This window comes from Streptomyces sp. NPDC030814, assembly GCF_055572155.1.
This window is the reverse complement of sequence record NZ_JBVIDX010000014.1, coordinates 194,323-208,895: the sequence shown is the minus strand read 5'-3', so window position 1 is coordinate 208,895 and position 14,573 is coordinate 194,323. Positions and strand designations below refer to the sequence as shown.

General features: G+C 72.3%; 12 protein-coding genes. 7 read left to right on the top strand and 5 right to left on the bottom strand.

Annotated features, from left to right (window positions below):
* A partial coding sequence (locus ACZ43N_RS27570; protein WP_468101216.1) for a Phenylacetic acid catabolic protein occupies positions 1-236 on the bottom strand: 236 nt, incomplete at its 3' end.
* A 199-nt stretch (positions 237-435) separates the two neighbouring features.
* On the opposite strand from ACZ43N_RS27570, the gene paaK reads away from it, so the two are divergent.
* A complete protein-coding gene (paaK, locus tag ACZ43N_RS27565; protein ID WP_468101215.1) occupies positions 436-1,749 on the top strand; it encodes a phenylacetate--CoA ligase PaaK in 1,314 nt (437 codons plus the stop codon).
* A gap of 120 nt (positions 1,750-1,869) precedes the next feature.
* On the opposite strand, the gene ACZ43N_RS27560 is transcribed toward paaK, so the two are convergent.
* Both ACZ43N_RS27560 and ACZ43N_RS27555 read right to left on the bottom strand, forming a co-directional pair.
* Positions 1,870-3,447 (bottom strand): amidohydrolase, encoded by a 1,578-nt coding sequence (locus ACZ43N_RS27560; protein WP_468101213.1) that lies wholly within the window; start codon positions 3,445-3,447, stop codon positions 1,870-1,872.
* Positions 3,448-3,503: 56 nt separating this feature from the next.
* A complete protein-coding gene (locus ACZ43N_RS27555; protein WP_468101211.1) occupies positions 3,504-4,985 on the bottom strand; it encodes an APC family permease in 1,482 nt (493 codons plus the stop codon).
* A 142-nt stretch (positions 4,986-5,127) separates the two neighbouring features.
* Between ACZ43N_RS27555 and ACZ43N_RS27550 the strand changes: the two genes are divergently transcribed.
* The 3 genes from ACZ43N_RS27550 (at position 5,128) to ACZ43N_RS27540 (ending at position 8,382) form a co-directional block, all read left to right on the top strand.
* Positions 5,128-5,745, top strand: a complete 618-nt coding sequence (locus tag ACZ43N_RS27550) for a TetR/AcrR family transcriptional regulator C-terminal domain-containing protein (RefSeq protein WP_468101210.1) — start codon at positions 5,128-5,130, stop codon at positions 5,743-5,745.
* Between the two features lie 50 nt (positions 5,746-5,795).
* Positions 5,796-6,128 (top strand): glyoxalase superfamily protein, encoded by a 333-nt coding sequence (locus tag ACZ43N_RS27545; RefSeq protein WP_468101209.1) that lies wholly within the window; start codon positions 5,796-5,798, stop codon positions 6,126-6,128.
* Between the two features lie 76 nt (positions 6,129-6,204).
* Positions 6,205-8,382 carry a TerD family protein gene (locus ACZ43N_RS27540; protein WP_468101208.1) on the top strand — a complete coding sequence of 726 codons (2,178 nt, stop codon included), beginning with the start codon at positions 6,205-6,207 and terminating at the stop codon, positions 8,380-8,382.
* 294 nt (positions 8,383-8,676) lie between these two features.
* Here the strand turns inward: ACZ43N_RS27540 and ACZ43N_RS27535 are convergent, their stop codons facing one another.
* On the bottom strand, positions 8,677-9,540 hold the full coding sequence (locus ACZ43N_RS27535; RefSeq protein WP_468101206.1) for a fructosamine kinase family protein: 864 nt from the start codon (positions 9,538-9,540) through the stop codon (positions 8,677-8,679).
* Positions 9,541-10,075: 535 nt separating this feature from the next.
* Here ACZ43N_RS27535 and ACZ43N_RS27530 point away from each other — a divergent pair.
* From ACZ43N_RS27530 to ACZ43N_RS27520, 3 genes are read left to right on the top strand one after another with little or no spacing between them, the layout of a single operon-like run.
* Positions 10,076-11,503 (top strand): family 2B encapsulin nanocompartment shell protein, encoded by a 1,428-nt coding sequence (locus ACZ43N_RS27530; protein WP_468101204.1) that lies wholly within the window; start codon positions 10,076-10,078, stop codon positions 11,501-11,503.
* Entirely contained in the window at positions 11,500-12,564 is a 1,065-nt protein-coding gene (locus ACZ43N_RS27525) for a family 2 encapsulin nanocompartment cargo protein terpene cyclase (RefSeq protein ID WP_468101203.1), read from the top strand. Before ACZ43N_RS27530 ends, ACZ43N_RS27525 begins: the two co-directional genes overlap by 4 nt.
* Positions 12,565-12,607: 43 nt before the next feature.
* Positions 12,608-13,513: a geranyl diphosphate 2-C-methyltransferase gene (locus tag ACZ43N_RS27520; protein WP_468101201.1), complete on the top strand. Its 906-nt coding sequence runs from the start codon at positions 12,608-12,610 to the stop codon at positions 13,511-13,513.
* Positions 13,514-13,556: 43 nt separating this feature from the next.
* Here the strand turns inward: ACZ43N_RS27520 and ACZ43N_RS27515 are convergent, their stop codons facing one another.
* Positions 13,557-14,495 carry a peptidoglycan-binding domain-containing protein gene (locus ACZ43N_RS27515; protein ID WP_468101199.1) on the bottom strand — a complete coding sequence of 313 codons (939 nt, stop codon included), beginning with the start codon at positions 14,493-14,495 and terminating at the stop codon, positions 13,557-13,559.
* Positions 14,496-14,573: the final 78 nt, after the last annotated feature.

Genomic DNA, 14,573 nt, shown 5'->3' with positions numbered 1-14,573 from the left:
GCGAACAGGATCGCCTTGCGGCGCAGGGACGGCGCCCGCGTGATCCACTCGCCCTCCGGCTGCATGCCGATGATCTCCGAGTGCGCGTGCTGCGCGATCTGCCGCACCAGCGTCCTGCGGTAGCCCTCCGGCATCCAGTCCCGCGGCTCGATCCGCTGGTCCCGCGCGATCGTCGCCTCGAAGTGCTCCTGGAGCGCGTCCTCGGGCGGCGCCCCGGCGGAATCCGTCGTCGTCATCGATACCAGCTTCCCAACCGACCATTCGTTCGGTATCAGTGTGACGTGATTCGAGCGGTCGGGCAAGACCCATCCGCGTCTCCGCAGCGCCGCGACGAGCCCTTGACAGTGCGACGGCACCCGTGGATACCGTGACCGTGACGCACGGTGACCGAATGTTCGGTCGGCCCGGTAGGGCGTGGTGGACGAAGGAGTCGCGATGAGCAGCCCGGGCGAACCGCTCCCCCACGACCTGCTGGACGACGGCGAGCGCCTGTCCCGGGAGGAGCTGGCCGCACTCCAGCTCGACCGGCTGCGGACGACCCTGCGGCACGCGTACGACCACGTGGAGCTGTACCGGAAGAAGTTCGACGCGGCGGGCGTCGGCCCCGACGACTGCCGTTCCCTCGCGGATCTGGCCCGCTTCCCCTTCACCACCAAGGCCGATCTGCGGGACACGTATCCGTTCGGCATGTTCGCCGTGCCGATGTCCGAGATACGGCGCGTCCACGCCTCCAGCGGCACCACCGGGCGCCCCACGGTGGTCGGCTACACGGAGCGGGACCTGTCGGTGTGGGCGGACGTGGTGGCCCGCTCCATCCGGGCCGCGGGCGGGCGCCCGGGCCACAAGGTCCACATCTCCTACGGCTACGGGTTGTTCACCGGCGGCCTCGGCGCGCACTACGGGGCCGAGCGCGCCGGGTGCACGGTGATCCCGGCCTCCGGCGGCATGACCGCGCGCCAGGTGCAGCTCATCCTGGACTTCCGCCCCGAGATCATCATGGTCACCCCGTCCTACATGCTGACCCTCCTCGACGAGTTCGAGAAACAGGGCGTCGACCCGCGCTCCACCTCCCTGGAGGTGGGCATCTTCGGGGCGGAGCCCTGGACGGAGGAGATGCGCCGGGAGATCGAGGACCGGGCGGACCTCCATGCCGTCGACATATACGGACTGTCCGAGGTGATCGGCCCGGGCGTGGCCCAGGAGTGCGTGGAGACCAAGGACGGGCTGCATGTGTGGGAGGACCACTTCCTGCCGGAGGTGGTGGACCCGCTCACGGACGAGGTCCTCGGCGACGGCGAGCGCGGCGAGATCGTCTTCACCTCCCTCACGAAGGAGGCGCTGCCGGTGATCCGCTACCGCACCCGCGATCTGACCCGGCTGCTGCCCGGCACCGCCCGCCCCGCCTTCCGTCGCATGGAGAAGGTCACCGGCCGCTGCGACGACATGATCATCCTGCGCGGCGTGAACGTCTTCCCCAGCCAGATCGAGGAGATCGTGCTGCGCACGCCCGGCGTGGCCCCGCACTTCCAGATCCGGCTGACCCGCCGGGGCCGTATGGACCACATGACGGTCCTGGTGGAGGCCCGCCCGGGCGCCTCACCCGAGCGGCGGGAGAGGGCGGCCGACCTGATCACGGGGAGCGTCAAGGACGCGGTGGGCGTGACGGTGGAGGTGGAGGTCGTCGAACCGGAGAGCCTGGAGCGTTCGGTGGGCAAGCTGAAGCGAGTGCGGGATCTGCGCGAACCGTGATCCGGGGGCTGGACGCCGAGGGCCGAGGGCCGGTGATCACGGTGGCCGACCCTCAGCCCCCGGCCTCCCGGCCCCGGCCCCGGCCCCGGCCCGGCCCGGCCCGGCCCGGCCCCCACGGTGCTACCGCTCGCTCCCCCGATACACCACCCGCCCGCCCGTCACCGTGAGCAGGACCGGCGCCTCGGCGACCTCGTCGGCGGGGGCGTCGACGGGGTCGAGCCCCAGCGCCGTCAGATCCGCCCGGTATCCCTCCGCGATCCGGCCGGCCACGGCCTCCTCCCCCGCCGCGAGCGCCGCGTGGGTGGTGCAACCCTCCAGCGCCTGGAGCCCGCTCAGCCCGGCCCGGGACGACGCGGCCCCGCGCGGCGCCCGGGCCGTGGCCAGGACCCCGCGGGCGTCATGGTGGGCGATCGGCCAGTCCGAGCCGAGCGCGACGACCGCGCCCGCGTCCCGCAGATCCCGCAGCCGCCAGGCCCGTGAGGCGCGCTCCTCGCCGAGCCGCGCCGACCACTCGTCGGAGAGATCGGCCCGGGTGTAGTCGGTGTGCGGGGGCTGCATGGAGGCGATGACCCCGACCTCGGCGAACCGTGCCACGACGTCGTCGGGCACCGACTCGATGTGTTCGACCCGGTGGACGTGCCGCCCGCCGGGCCCGAGCGACTCGACGGTGGAGAGCACATGGCGTACGGCGGCGTCCCCGATCGCGTGGGTCGCCGTGCGGACTCCGGCGCGGTGCAGCACGCGTACGGCGTCGCTGTACGCGGCCGGGTCGGGCCAGAACGCGTCGGTGCCCTGCCCATGGCAGTCGGGGTGGTCGAGCCAGGCGGTGCCGCCCTCGACGGTGCCGTCCATGAAGAACTTCACCCCGCCCACCTGCCAGTGCCGGCCGCCCCGGCCCTGGAGGGCGATCAGTTCCGCGAGGTCGTCCCCGTCGGCGCCGGGCATGCACCACGGCGCGAAGCGCAGCCGCAGCGGCAGGACCGTCTCCTCCGCCACGGCGCTCATCAGGTCGAGGTCGCCCAGGTCCATGACATGGGCTCCGGTGAGTCCGGTGGCCGCCATGGCGTTCAGCAGCTCGACCAGCCGGGCGCGGCGTTCGTCGTACGACGGGCGGGGCATGACCGCCGTGACGAGCTCCATGGCGGCGTGTTCGACGAGGTGTCCGGTCAGTCGTCCGTCGGCGTCGACGACGATGTGGGAGCGCTGGGTGAACGCACGGGGCCCGGTGATGCCGGCGGACGTCAGCGCGGCCTCGGTGGCGAGGGCGGAGTGGCCGTCGTAGAGGCGGAGGAAGGCGGGTGCGCCGTCCAGGACGTCCTCGATGAGGGCGCGGTCGACGGGGCGGCCCTCGAAGGCGTTGTGGTCGAGGCCGTAGCCGATGACCCAGCCGTCGGTGCGCGGCGCGGAGACGAGCGCGCAGCGCAGACCGTCGAGGTCGCGTACGGCGGTGAGGTCGAGCCCGGTGGCCAGGTCCAGGCCCCATACGGGGTGGCTGTGACTGTCCACCAGGCCGGGCACCAGCCGGCCGCCGCCCAGGTCCACCGCCTCGGTGCCCGGTCCGCGCCAGTCCCGGACGTCGGCCTCGTCACCCACCGCGGCGATCAGCCCGTCGCGTACGGCGACCGCGGAGGCGTACGGCCGGTGCGGGTCGAGGGTGCGGATGTGGGCGCCGGTGATGACGAGATCGGCGGTGGGCATGGGGAGGCGTCTCCTCTGCGGGGTGGGGCGACAGGTGGGGCGACAGGTGGGGCGGTTCACTCGGCGGCTTCGGCCGGTGGCTCGGCGGCGAAGCCCGCGTAGACGTCGGGCCTGGACCGGCGCAGCCACCACCCGAGGGCGATGCCGATGACGAGGACGGCCGGGACGATGGCCGCGAGGACGGTGTTGACGGTGGTGGAGGCGCCGGTGAACTGGTCGAGGTGGGTGACGACCAGGGTGATGGCGCCGGTCAGGAGCACCGCCGCCGCGACGGGCGCGACGACCGTGCGCAGGGCGCCCTCGCCATGGGTGAGGCGACGGAAGTAGAGCGGCACCGCGATCGCGGCGAGCAGTTGCAGCACCATCAGGGCGAGCATGCCGGGCGTGTTCACCCACAGCAGCAGCTGCATGTACGGGTCGGCGCCGGCCGCGGCGAAGGCGAGGACGACCACCGCACCGAGGACGGTCTGGGCGAGGCCCGCGACGTACGGGGAGCGGTGGCGGTGGTGGACGCGGGCCAGGGCCCTGGGGAGGATGCCCTCCTCGGCGAGGGCGAGCCCGTAGCGGTTGATGGCGTTGTGGAAGGCCAGCAGCGAGGCGAGGACGCTGGTGACGATGAGGATGTGCATCAGGTCCGCAGCCCAGGGCCCGACGTAGACCGTGATGGCGGAGAAGAAGAGGTCCGCGGGGTTCGAGCCGGCCGTGGCGATGACCTTCGCGTCGCCGAACGCCTGGATCACCGTCCACACGATGAACGCGTAGAACAGGCCGAGGAAGGCGACCGCGAGATAGGTGGCGCGCGGCACGGTGCGGGCCGGGTCTCGGGCCTCCCGGCGGTAGATCACGGTGGACTCGAAGCCGGTGAAGGCGGCGAACGCGAAGGCGAGCACGGCGATCATGCCGGGGACCATGACGTTGCCGGGCGCGAAGGAGGCGAGGGACAGGCCGTCGGCGCCGCCCTCGAGCAGGACTCCGCCCGCGAGCAGGACGAGGATGCCGGTCTCGGCGACGAGGAGGACACCGAGGACCTTGGCGCCGAAGTCGATGGACCGGTAGCCGCCGTAGCCGATGAGCAGCAGACCGAGGAGGGAGACGGGCAGCCAGGGGATGTCGGCGCCGAACAGGGAGCGGGCGGTGTCGCGGGTGGCGGTGCCGAGGAGGCCGTAGACGCCGATCTCCATGCCGTTGTAGCCGATCAGCGCGAGGAGCGCGGCGCCGATGCCGGCCCGGCGGCCGAGGCCTCGGGTGATGAACGCGTAGAAGGCGCCGGCGCTGCGGACGTGGCGGCTCATGGTGGTGAAGCCGATGGCGAAGACGGCGAGGGTGAGACCGGCGAGCAGATAGCCGACGGGGGCGCCGATGCCGCCCATCAGGATCGCGAGCGGGGCGACGCCTGCCATCACGGTGAGCGGGGCCGCGGCGGAGACGACGAAGAAGGCGATGTCCGTGGTGCCGAGCGACCCCGAGCGGAGCGAGAACGTGCTGGGCGCGTCGTTCTCGGCCAGGTCCGCGCGGGGTGCGGAGGGGGTGACGGTCATGGGGAAAGCCCTTCTGGCTGCTTGCGGGGACGAGGCCACCGGGTGGGCGGGGTGGCCCGGGCCGGTAAACCTAAAGGCTTTCGGTTTGGGCAATGTAGCCTTCGACACGACCGCTGGGAAGACCCCGAAGAGGACGGACACCATGGGACGGCCGCGCACGCCCTTGCTGGACCGGGAGCGCATCACCACCACCGCACTGGAACTCGTCGACGCGCAGGGCGATTTCAGCGTCCCGCAGATCGCCAGGCGGCTCGGGGTGCAGACCGGCTCGGTGTACCACCATGTGGACGGCCGGGACGGCATCGTGGAACTGCTGCGTGAGCGGGTCACCGAGGGCATCGACGTCTCCGCGCTGGAGCTGCGCCCCTGGGACGAGGCCCTCGCGGCCTGGGCCCGCTCCTACCGCGCCGCCTTCGCCGCCCACCCCCGGGCCATTCCGCTGCTGATGACGTCCCCGGTACGGGCCCCGCGCGTCCTCGAACAGTACGAGCGTGCCGTCACTCTGCTGCTGGACGCGGGCTTCCCGCTGCCCGATGTGATGCCTGTGCTGGTCGCGCTGGAGAACGTCGTCCTCGGTTCCGCCCTCGACCTCGCAGCACCGGCCGCCATGTGGGAGGTCGTCGACGAGACGGCCACGCCGCGCCTCACGGAGGCCCTCGACGCGGTCGGCGACCACCGCGCGGACGCCGCCTTCGAACTGGCCCTCGAGGGCTTCCTGGACCACGCGCGCCGCAGACGGGACACGCACGCGGGGCGCTGATGCCGGCGGGCGTCGGTCGCGTTGTCCGGGAGGCTGCCACGATGGGCCCCATGGACGAGGACGTCATCCCCGTTCTCCGTGTCGCGGACGCCGCAGCGGCGATCGCCCGGTACGAGCGACTGGGCTTCGCCCAGCAGTGGGAGCACCGCTTCGAGCCGGGGCTCCCCGCGTTCGTCGAGGTCGCCCGGGGCGGGATACGGCTGTTCCTGTCGGAGCACGAGGGCGACGCCCGCCCCGACACGCTCGTGTGCCTCCGCGTCCGCGACGTCGAGGCGCTCGCCGCCGCGTTCGGCGTGCCGGTGGAGGAGGCTCCGGGGGTACGCGGGATCGAACCGCGCGACCCGGACGGGAACCGGCTGCGGCTCGGCACACCGGCGGGCTGACCACCGGGACGCGGGCGGCCCCGGCGCGGGAAAAACTCCTGTGCGGCGGTTCGCACACCTCTGCGATCATCCCGGAATGGTCAACCGTCTCGCATCAGTGGTTCTCCGGCACACCCACCGCCTGCCCGCCCCCGAGGGGTCCGCGGGGGACGGTGCCGCCGCGGCGCGGCAGTTCGACGCCGCGTTGCTGTCCGTGGGGTTCAAGCTGTCGGCGGAACTGCTGGGGCATCTGTCGGGGCTGTCGCGGGCCGCGGTGGTGCACACCGCCACCCGCACACTGCGCACGGTGCGCGAGATGGTGGGCGACCATGTCGCGCACAACGCGTACTTCATCGACTTCCCCGTGAACGTGCCGGACACCGAGGAGTTCTGGACACGGTGCGTCGCCGAGGCGCTCCGTGACCGCAAGGCGCGCGACAGCGTGCTCTCCCAGCTGGCACGCGGTGTGCTGAACCTGCTCAGCCTGCCGTCGTACGGCCGCTACCAGCACACCTACGAGGAGATGCTCGCGGTGCAGGACGAGCTGATCGCCTCGGCGGGCGACCGGCTGACCGTCCTGCACCTCGGCGGAGACCTGGACGACGAGGTCACCGCCCTGTACCTGGCGCTCGCGGGCAGCAGCACGCCGCTGGGCGAGGAGCACCTGGCCGACCTGAGGCTCCTCGCGGGCCGGTGCGCTGCCGGGCCGCAGCCGGAGGCGATCCCGGTCCGGGAGAACCGCGCGGTTGTCAACGAGGCCCGCCTCGGTGTGGGCGCCGACCTGCTCCTGGACACCGTCACCGATGTGCTGCGGCTGGCCTGCGCGCTGTCGGGAGGTGATGTGACGCTGCGGGAGCCGACCCGTTTCCGGACGGTGCCGCGCCCGGTCCGCCGGGCACTGCTCGCGGGTCTGGACGCCGTGGTCGCGGCGAACCCCGCGAAGCTGTGCGACGTGCACGCGTACCGCGAGCCCTTCAAGCGGCTCGGTGAGCGTCTCCACCCTCACGAGTACCCGCAGTGGCCGCACGCCGCCGACGTGTTCGCCGTCGCCCGGGGAGAGAAGGAGGCGCGGTCCTTCGACAGCCGAGCGCAGCAACTGCTCGGTGAGGACGACGTCCTCGGCGCCGTCGGCCTGCTGAAGTCCGCTCCCGGCAAGCTGTTCCGGGCGCTCGACCATCTTCTGCGCACCGCACCCGACCAGGACGGGCGGGACGCGGTGGTGGCCGCCGCCGTGGAGGTCGCCCCGCAGGTGTCGGGCCGGGTCGTGCTGGCGGTGCGCGAGCATCTGCTCAACCGGGAGCGGGAGTCCGGGGAGCGCCGGGTGTTCGTCAACCGCCGGGGCCGGGCGTGGGTGGCCGCCGACATGCGGCCGTCCGTGCCGGCGCCCGACCGCGAGCGCCTGATCGCCGCCCTCGACGCGGAGCTGCGGCGCCGGCTCCCGGCGCCGGGCCGGCTGCTGGTCGACCCGGACGTCCTGGACGTGGCGCTGCCGCTCAGCGGCCGGGCGACCACCGCCGGGTTCGGTGTGCTGCCGCGGGGCTCCGTGTCGGCGGTCGACGGCGAGCTGCTGCGCTTCTTCGTGTACTGGAAGGAGAGCCGGCACCGGACCGACTACGACCTGTCGGCGCTGCTGCTGCACGCCGACTACGGCACCGACGCCTGGCTGTCGTACACCTCGCTCAAGACGGTCGGGGGCGAGCACTCCGGTGACATCACGGAGGCGCCGGAGGGGGCCTCGGAGTTCATCAACCTGCGGCTGGACCGCGTGCGGGCCACCTTCATCGTTCCGCAGGTGAACATCTACGCCGGTGAGGGGTTCGAGGAGGTCGAGGAGTCGTTCTTCGGGTTCATGCTGCGGGACGGGGAACAGAAGGGCCGTCCGTTCGAACCGCGCACGGTGCGGATGAAGTCGGAGCTTCGGGGACCGGGCCGGGTGGCGCTGCCGCTGGCCTTCAAGCGCGAGCGGGACGGCGAGTGGCGGGCGAAGTGGCTGCACCTGTACCTCAATGGCATCTCGTCGGCGAACCGGGTCGAGGAGAACCAGGCGTCGGTGTCGAAGGTGGTGAAGGCCGTCATGGAGCGGGAGCAGCTCACCGTGCGGTACCTCGTCGGCCTGATGACGGACGCGGACGGGGCGACAGGCGTGGAGTCCTGGGACGGGACGTCCGTCCCGGACGAGCCGGTCACGTACATCGGTCTCGAACGCCCCGAGGGGCTGCATCCGGACTCCCGGGTCATCACCCTCGAAAACCTGCGCGACTTGATCCCGGGCTGAGTGCTAGCGTTGCCGACGGCGAGGCCATGAAGGGGCTTCCTTCTCCATTCCTTTCCTGAAACGAGTCCCTTCGCTCTCCTCGCCCTCGACCTCGAACCGGGGGGCGCCGCACGGCGCCCCCCCGGTTCTTCGTGCCGCTCCGGGAAAACCCGCGCGACCGCCGTCCCGAGCGACTGTTACCGTGGCCGTGGCGAGGCCATGAGGGGGCTTCCTTCTCACCGCCGTGACAGCGGCTTCAATGACGAGTCCCGTCGCTCTCCTCGCCGTTCACGTCGCCCCGGGCGGCGCCCGCGTTCAGTGCGCGAGCGCCGCCCGAGCCGTGTCGAGGGCCTGTTCCGCGTAGCCGCGGCCGAAGAGCACCGCGTGGACCAGCAGGGGGAAGAGCTGGTGGAGGCCGACTCGGTCCCGCCAGCCGGCGGCGAGGGGCGCCACCCGCTGATAGCCGTCGAGCACCCGGTCGAGATGGGGGCAGCCGAAGAGGGCGAGCATCGCGAGGTCCGTCTCGCGGTGGCCGCCGTGCGCGGCGGGGTCGATGAGCCAGGCCCGGCCGTCGGCGCCCCAGAGGACATTGCCGTTCCACAGGTCGCCGTGCAGCCGGGCGGGCGGCTCGGCGGGTCCCGCCAGATCGGGCAGCCGCTCGCAGACGTCCTCGATCAGGACGGCCTCGGCCCGGTGGATCGTGCCGTCGTCGATCGCGCGCCGCAGATACGGCAGCACGCGGTGCTCGGCGTACCAGCCGGGCCAGTCGCCGCCCGGGACGTTGCGCATGGGGGCACGCCCGATGTACGCGTGGTCCGGGCCGCCGGGCGGTGCGGCGCCGAAGGCGGGCGCTCCCGCGGAGTGCAGTGCCGCCAGGGTCTCCCCGAAGCGGACCGCCGCCGCGGTGCCGGGCGAGCCCTGCCGGACCCGGTCGATCACCAGGCGGTCCCCCTCGTAGCCGTACACCGCCGGGACGAGAACCGTCTCCGCCTGGGCCAGCCAGCGCAGTCCGGCCGCCTCCGCCCGTGCCGCGCCCGGTCCGTCGCCCCGCTTGACGATCACCACCCGGCCGTCGTCGAGGGTGACCTCGGTGAGGGCGCCGGAGAGCCGGCGTTCCCCGGCGGCCGGGCAGCCGGTGAGCCGTGCGGCCAGGTCGCCAGGTGTGTCGTCTTCGGTCACGAAAACCCCCTCCGGATCCCTGTCGCCCCGCGTTCTCAGAAACCGTACGGGCCGGGTGCGCCCCCGGCGACATCTCCCGTCCGTGTCTGGACACACGGGGCCGCCCGCGGGCGGCCCCTCGCGCGTGGCAGGTGTTGTGCGCCCTCCGCGCCGGGGGCCGCGGCGGGCGAGGGGCGCGAGTGCGCGAAGCGGCCCCGCCTCTGCCTCAGCAGGTGGTTTCCGCATCCCGAGGACGTGAAGTCGCCCCCTTCACGCGGTGCCCGGCCGGCCACCCCGTCTGCTTGGCTTTCCCTGCGACGCGTGCCGCGACAACCGTACGCGCCGCCTCACCGCCGCCGCTCCGGCGTCCATCACCTCGGAATCCGCCCACGCCAACGTCGTACGCGCGCCACCCGAGTTCCCGTACCGCCGTCGACCGGTCTCCCGTGTCCGCCCCGGTTCCCGGTACCGCCGTCGACCGGTCTCCCGGTGTCCGCCCGGGTTCCCGCGCGTCCAGGCACATCCGCGTACGTCCGCTCACCCTTCGGGAGGGAAAGTGACCGCCCCCGTGAGTTCCTCCGAAAGCGCCCCGGATCCCGCCGACGGACCCCACTGCACCAGTCTGAGCACCCGGGCCGCGCGTCAGCTCGCGACGACCACCAAGTCCGAACCGCAGATGCAGGCGATCACCTCCCGATGGCTGCTCAGGATGCTGCCGTGGGTGGACGTGAAGGGCGGCACCTACCGGGTCAACCGGCGCCTCCAGCTACGCGTCGGCCGTGGCAGGGTGCAGTTCGACCAGAACGGCGCCGACGACGTCAAGGTGATCCCCGAGACGCTCACCGAACTGCCCGCGCTGCGCGGCTACTCGGACCTCGCTGCGCTCAGGGAGATCTCTCAGCGCTTCCGGGTCCGTGAGGTGCGGGCCGGCCAGGTGCTGGTCGACGCCGGGCAACCGGTGACCGAGGCGTTCCTCGTGGTGCACGGCCGGTTCACCCGCTACACCACCGGCAAGTACGGCGAGGAGGAGGTCCTCGGTGTCATCGCCGACGGCGACGGGATGGGCGACGAGGCGATCGGCCGGGCCGACCCGCTGTGGCTCAGCTCCGTGCGGGCCGAGACGGCGGCAGTGGTGCTGGCGCTCAACTGGGACACCCTGATGGCGTTCGTGGACCGCACACCGTCGCTGCGGGCCCAGTTCGACGCCTTCGCCGACCGGCAGAGCAAGCCGATGAACCGCAAGGGCGAGGCCGATGTCCCCCTGGAGGCCGGGCATGTGGGCGAGCAGACGCTCCCCGGCGGCTTCGTGGACTACGACCTCGCGCCCCGCGAGTACGAACTGTCCCTCACCCAGACCGTGTTGCGCGTGCACACGCGGGTCGCGGATCTCTACAACCATCCGATGGACCAGACGGAGCAGCAACTCCGCCTGACCATCGAGGAGATCCGTGAGCGCCAGGAGTGGGAACTCGTCAACAACCGCGAGTTCGGGCTGCTGCACAACGTCGACTACGGCCAGCGCATCAGTACCTTCTCCGGGCCGCCGACCCCGGACGACATGGACGAACTGCTGTCGATGCGCCGCAAGACCCGGATGTACCTCGCCCATCCGAAGGCGATCGCGGCCTTCTTCCGGCAGTGCAACCGGCGCGGACTGATGCCCGGCACGGTCACCCTCGGCGGGCACGAGGTACCGGCCTGGCGCGGGGTTCCGCTCCTGCCGTGCGGCAAGATCCCGATCAGTCCGCAGCACACGACCAGCATCATCGCGCTGCGCACCGGCGAGAAGGACCAGGGTGTCATCGGCCTGCGCCAGACCGGCATCCCCGAGGAGTACGAGCCGTCGCTGAACGTGCGGTTCATGGGCATCGACACCACCGCGATCATGAGTTATCTGGTCACGGCCTACTACTCGATGGCCGTGCTGGTGCCCGACGCGGCCGGGATCCTGGAGAACGTGCAGATCGGGTGGATGCCGGAATGAGCGAACCCTCGGCTTCCGCCGCCACGAGGGCGACCCGGCTGCCGGGGCCGCCCGGCCTCACCCGATCCGGACGCGCCCGGGGCGGGGGCGCGATTCCCGGGCTGCGGCACCGGCCGCCCGTGCCCGCCGACCCCGCGAGGGTCGCGGAGGTCGACCGCAGGCTCGTGGCGTGGGCCGACCGCCTCGGCCTGGTCCCCAAGGAGTGGCGGGGGCAGTTCGAACGGTTCGGTCTCGGGCGGGCGGTCGTGCTCTCGCACCCCGGCGCGGCCGGACTCGACCATCTCACCGCCGCCGGGAAGCTGCTCCTCGCGGAGCATCTCGTCGACAACGTGTACTGCGAGGTGGACGAGGGCAAGGGCGGTTCGCCACGCGGCCTCGGCGGGCGGCTGCTCATGGCCCAGTCGGCGCTCGACCCGTTCCACGGGACCCCCGAGTGCGAGGAGCGGTGGCAGCAGGGCGTACGGGCCGACGGTCCGTTGCGCTCGTACCGCTTCGCGCTGCGGGATTACGCGGTGTTCGCCACGCCCAGCCAGACCAACCGGCTGGTCCACGACCTGGCCCGGCTGCACCTGGGCTATCTCGGCGAGGCCGCCTGGGCCGAGACCGAGCACATGCCGCGGGTGTGGGAGTACCTGGTGATGCGGCAGTTCAACAACTTCCGGCCCTGTCTGGCGGTGGTCGACGCCGTGGACGGCTGGGAGCTGCCGGAGGCCCTCTACGCGCGGCCCGAGGTCCAGCGGATCACCGCCCTCGCGGGCAACGCGGCCACGATCGTCAACGACCTGTACTCCTTCATGAAGGAGATGGCCGATGATCCGGGCCATCTGAATCTGCCCGTGGTGATCGCCGCCAACGAGCGGTGCGGACTGAAGGCCGCCTATCTGAAGGCCGTCGACATCCACAACCAGGTCATGGAGGCGTTCGAGGAGGAGTCCGCGGCGCTGTCCGCCACCTCCCCGCCGATCGAGCGCTATGCCACCGCTCTCGCCGCCTGGATGGCCGGCAGCCATGAGTGGCACGCCACCCACACCGACCGCTACCGCCTCCCCGACTACTGGTGACGCACCGCACGGCCGCCGTCCGATCGCAGCGAAGGAGCCACCGTTGACCCTCACCGACGCCGTCACCCCGCCCGCCGCACCCGTGCCGGACCGGTCACAGGTCCCCTCCCCGGCCCCATCCACCTACCAGCGGCGCGTCGCCGACTACTGGAACGCCGAGGAGAACCCGGTCAACCTCGAACTCGGCAGGATCGACGACCTGTACCACCACCACTACGGGGTCGGGGAGGCCGACTGGTCGGTCCTCGACGAGGACCCCGACCCCGCGCGCCGCCGGGAGCGGGTCACCGCCGAACTGCACCGCCTGGAACAGGCCCAGGCGGAACTGCTGGCCCACCAGCTGGGCCCGCTCTCCCCCACCGACCGCGTCTTCGACGCCGGGTGCGGGCGCGGCGGCGGCAGCGTGGTGGCGCATCTGCGCTACGGCTGTCACGCCGACGGCGTCACGATCTCGCAGAAGCAGGCCGACTTCGCCAATGACCAGGCCCGCAGGCGCGGCATCGACGGCCGGGTCCGCTACCACCACCGCGACATGCTCGACACGGGGCTGCCCTCCGGGGAGTTCGCCGCGTCCTGGAACAACGAGTCCACGATGTACGTCGAGTTGGACCTGCTGTTCGCCGAGCACGCCCGGCTGCTGCGCCGCGGCGGACGCTATGTGACGATCACCGGCTGCTACAACGACACCTACGGGCGCGCCTCCCGCGAGGTGTCGCTCATCAACGCCCACTACATCTGCGACGTCCACCCGCGTTCCGCGTACTTCCGCGCGCTGTCCCGCAACCGTCTGGTGCCCGTCCACGTGCAGGACCTCACGGCCGCCGCCCTGCCCTACTGGGAACTGCGCAAGCGGGCCGACCATCTGGCCACCGGCATCGAGGACACCTTCATCACCGCCTACGGGAACGGCAGTTTCCAGTATCTGCTGATCGTGGCCGACCGCGTCTGACCCGCGGAACCGCGGCGGGCGGGCGGGCGGCCGGCCGCGTGGGTCACGGCTGTGAGGTCTCGGATTCCAGCGCGGTGCGGGTCGGCCTGCCGTAGACGCCCGACTCGTCGTCCAGCACGACGCGGGTGAGCTGATAGCCACGGACGGCGCTCTCCACCTCGCGGTCGTACTCGCCGTCGATGTCCCCGTTGTAGAGACCGACCTGGCGCAGACGTCGCTGGAGTTCGGTGACCTCGGGGCCCCGGTCGCCCAAGCCGAGAACGGGGTTCTGCTCGGCGCTCCCCGTCGGCAGCGGGTCCGTCGTGCGCGTGGCACCGCTGTTGGACGGGGTCCGGGTCGGGTCGGCGGAGCCGGTCGGGGTGGCCGGGCTCTCGCTGGGGGTCGCGTCCGGGGAGGCGGTCGGGGTACCCGGCGTCCGGCTCGGTGCGGCCGTGCCGGACGGGGGCGGAGTCGAGGTCGTGTCCTCCTGGGACGCCGCCTCCGGCAGCCGGGCACGGACGTCGTCCGGCAGGGAGCCGTCCCGTGAGGGGGCGTCGTACGAGAGGAGTCCGCTGACGAAACCCGCCGCCACCAGCGCGGCCAACACGGCGGCTCCGGCACCGGCCGCGAGCATCTTCCGGCGTCGCGGCCCGCCGTCGTGGTCTCCGACATCGGCGCGAAGTCGCTCACCCAGGGCACTCGGCGGACCCGGATCCTCGGCGTAGGGCGGCAACTCCCGCGTGGAATCGTCCGGCGCGTACGCGGAGCCGTCGGCCTGGTCCGTCCCGGTGGCGGGGCCGTCGTGGGGCTCGGTGGTGTCGTCGCCGACCTTCACGAACGGCCGAATCCGTACGGGGTCGAAGTCCTCCGCGGCCGCCGCCTGTGCCGTTCGGGAGTCGCGGTGAGCCTCCGACGCCTCCTCGGCGCAGGAACAGGCCGGGGTGCCGTCCACCGCCCGGGGCGTACCGCACTGGGGGCAGACAGGGCCTGTCGGTTCACTCACGCGCGATCTCTCTCCGAACGGGTTTTCCAGAGTTCCGACAGTCTTCTACACGAAATCCTCAAGACTTGCTTGAAACTC

What these genes read in the sequence shown, in the direction of transcription:
- paaK (WP_468101215.1), top strand. Translation starts at nt 436, where the DNA reads ATGAGCAGCCCGGGCGAACCGCTCCCCCACGACCTGCTGGACGACGGC.
- ACZ43N_RS27560 (WP_468101213.1), bottom strand. Translation starts at nt 3,447, where the DNA reads ATGCCCACCGCCGATCTCGTCATCACCGGCGCCCACATCCGCACCCTC.
- ACZ43N_RS27555 (WP_468101211.1), bottom strand. Translation starts at nt 4,985, where the DNA reads ATGACCGTCACCCCCTCCGCACCCCGCGCGGACCTGGCCGAGAACGAC.
- ACZ43N_RS27550 (WP_468101210.1), top strand. Translation starts at nt 5,128, where the DNA reads ATGGGACGGCCGCGCACGCCCTTGCTGGACCGGGAGCGCATCACCACC.
- ACZ43N_RS27545 (WP_468101209.1), top strand. Translation starts at nt 5,796, where the DNA reads ATGGACGAGGACGTCATCCCCGTTCTCCGTGTCGCGGACGCCGCAGCG.
- ACZ43N_RS27540 (WP_468101208.1), top strand. Translation starts at nt 6,205, where the DNA reads ATGGTCAACCGTCTCGCATCAGTGGTTCTCCGGCACACCCACCGCCTG.
- ACZ43N_RS27525 (WP_468101203.1), top strand. Translation starts at nt 11,500, where the DNA reads ATGAGCGAACCCTCGGCTTCCGCCGCCACGAGGGCGACCCGGCTGCCG.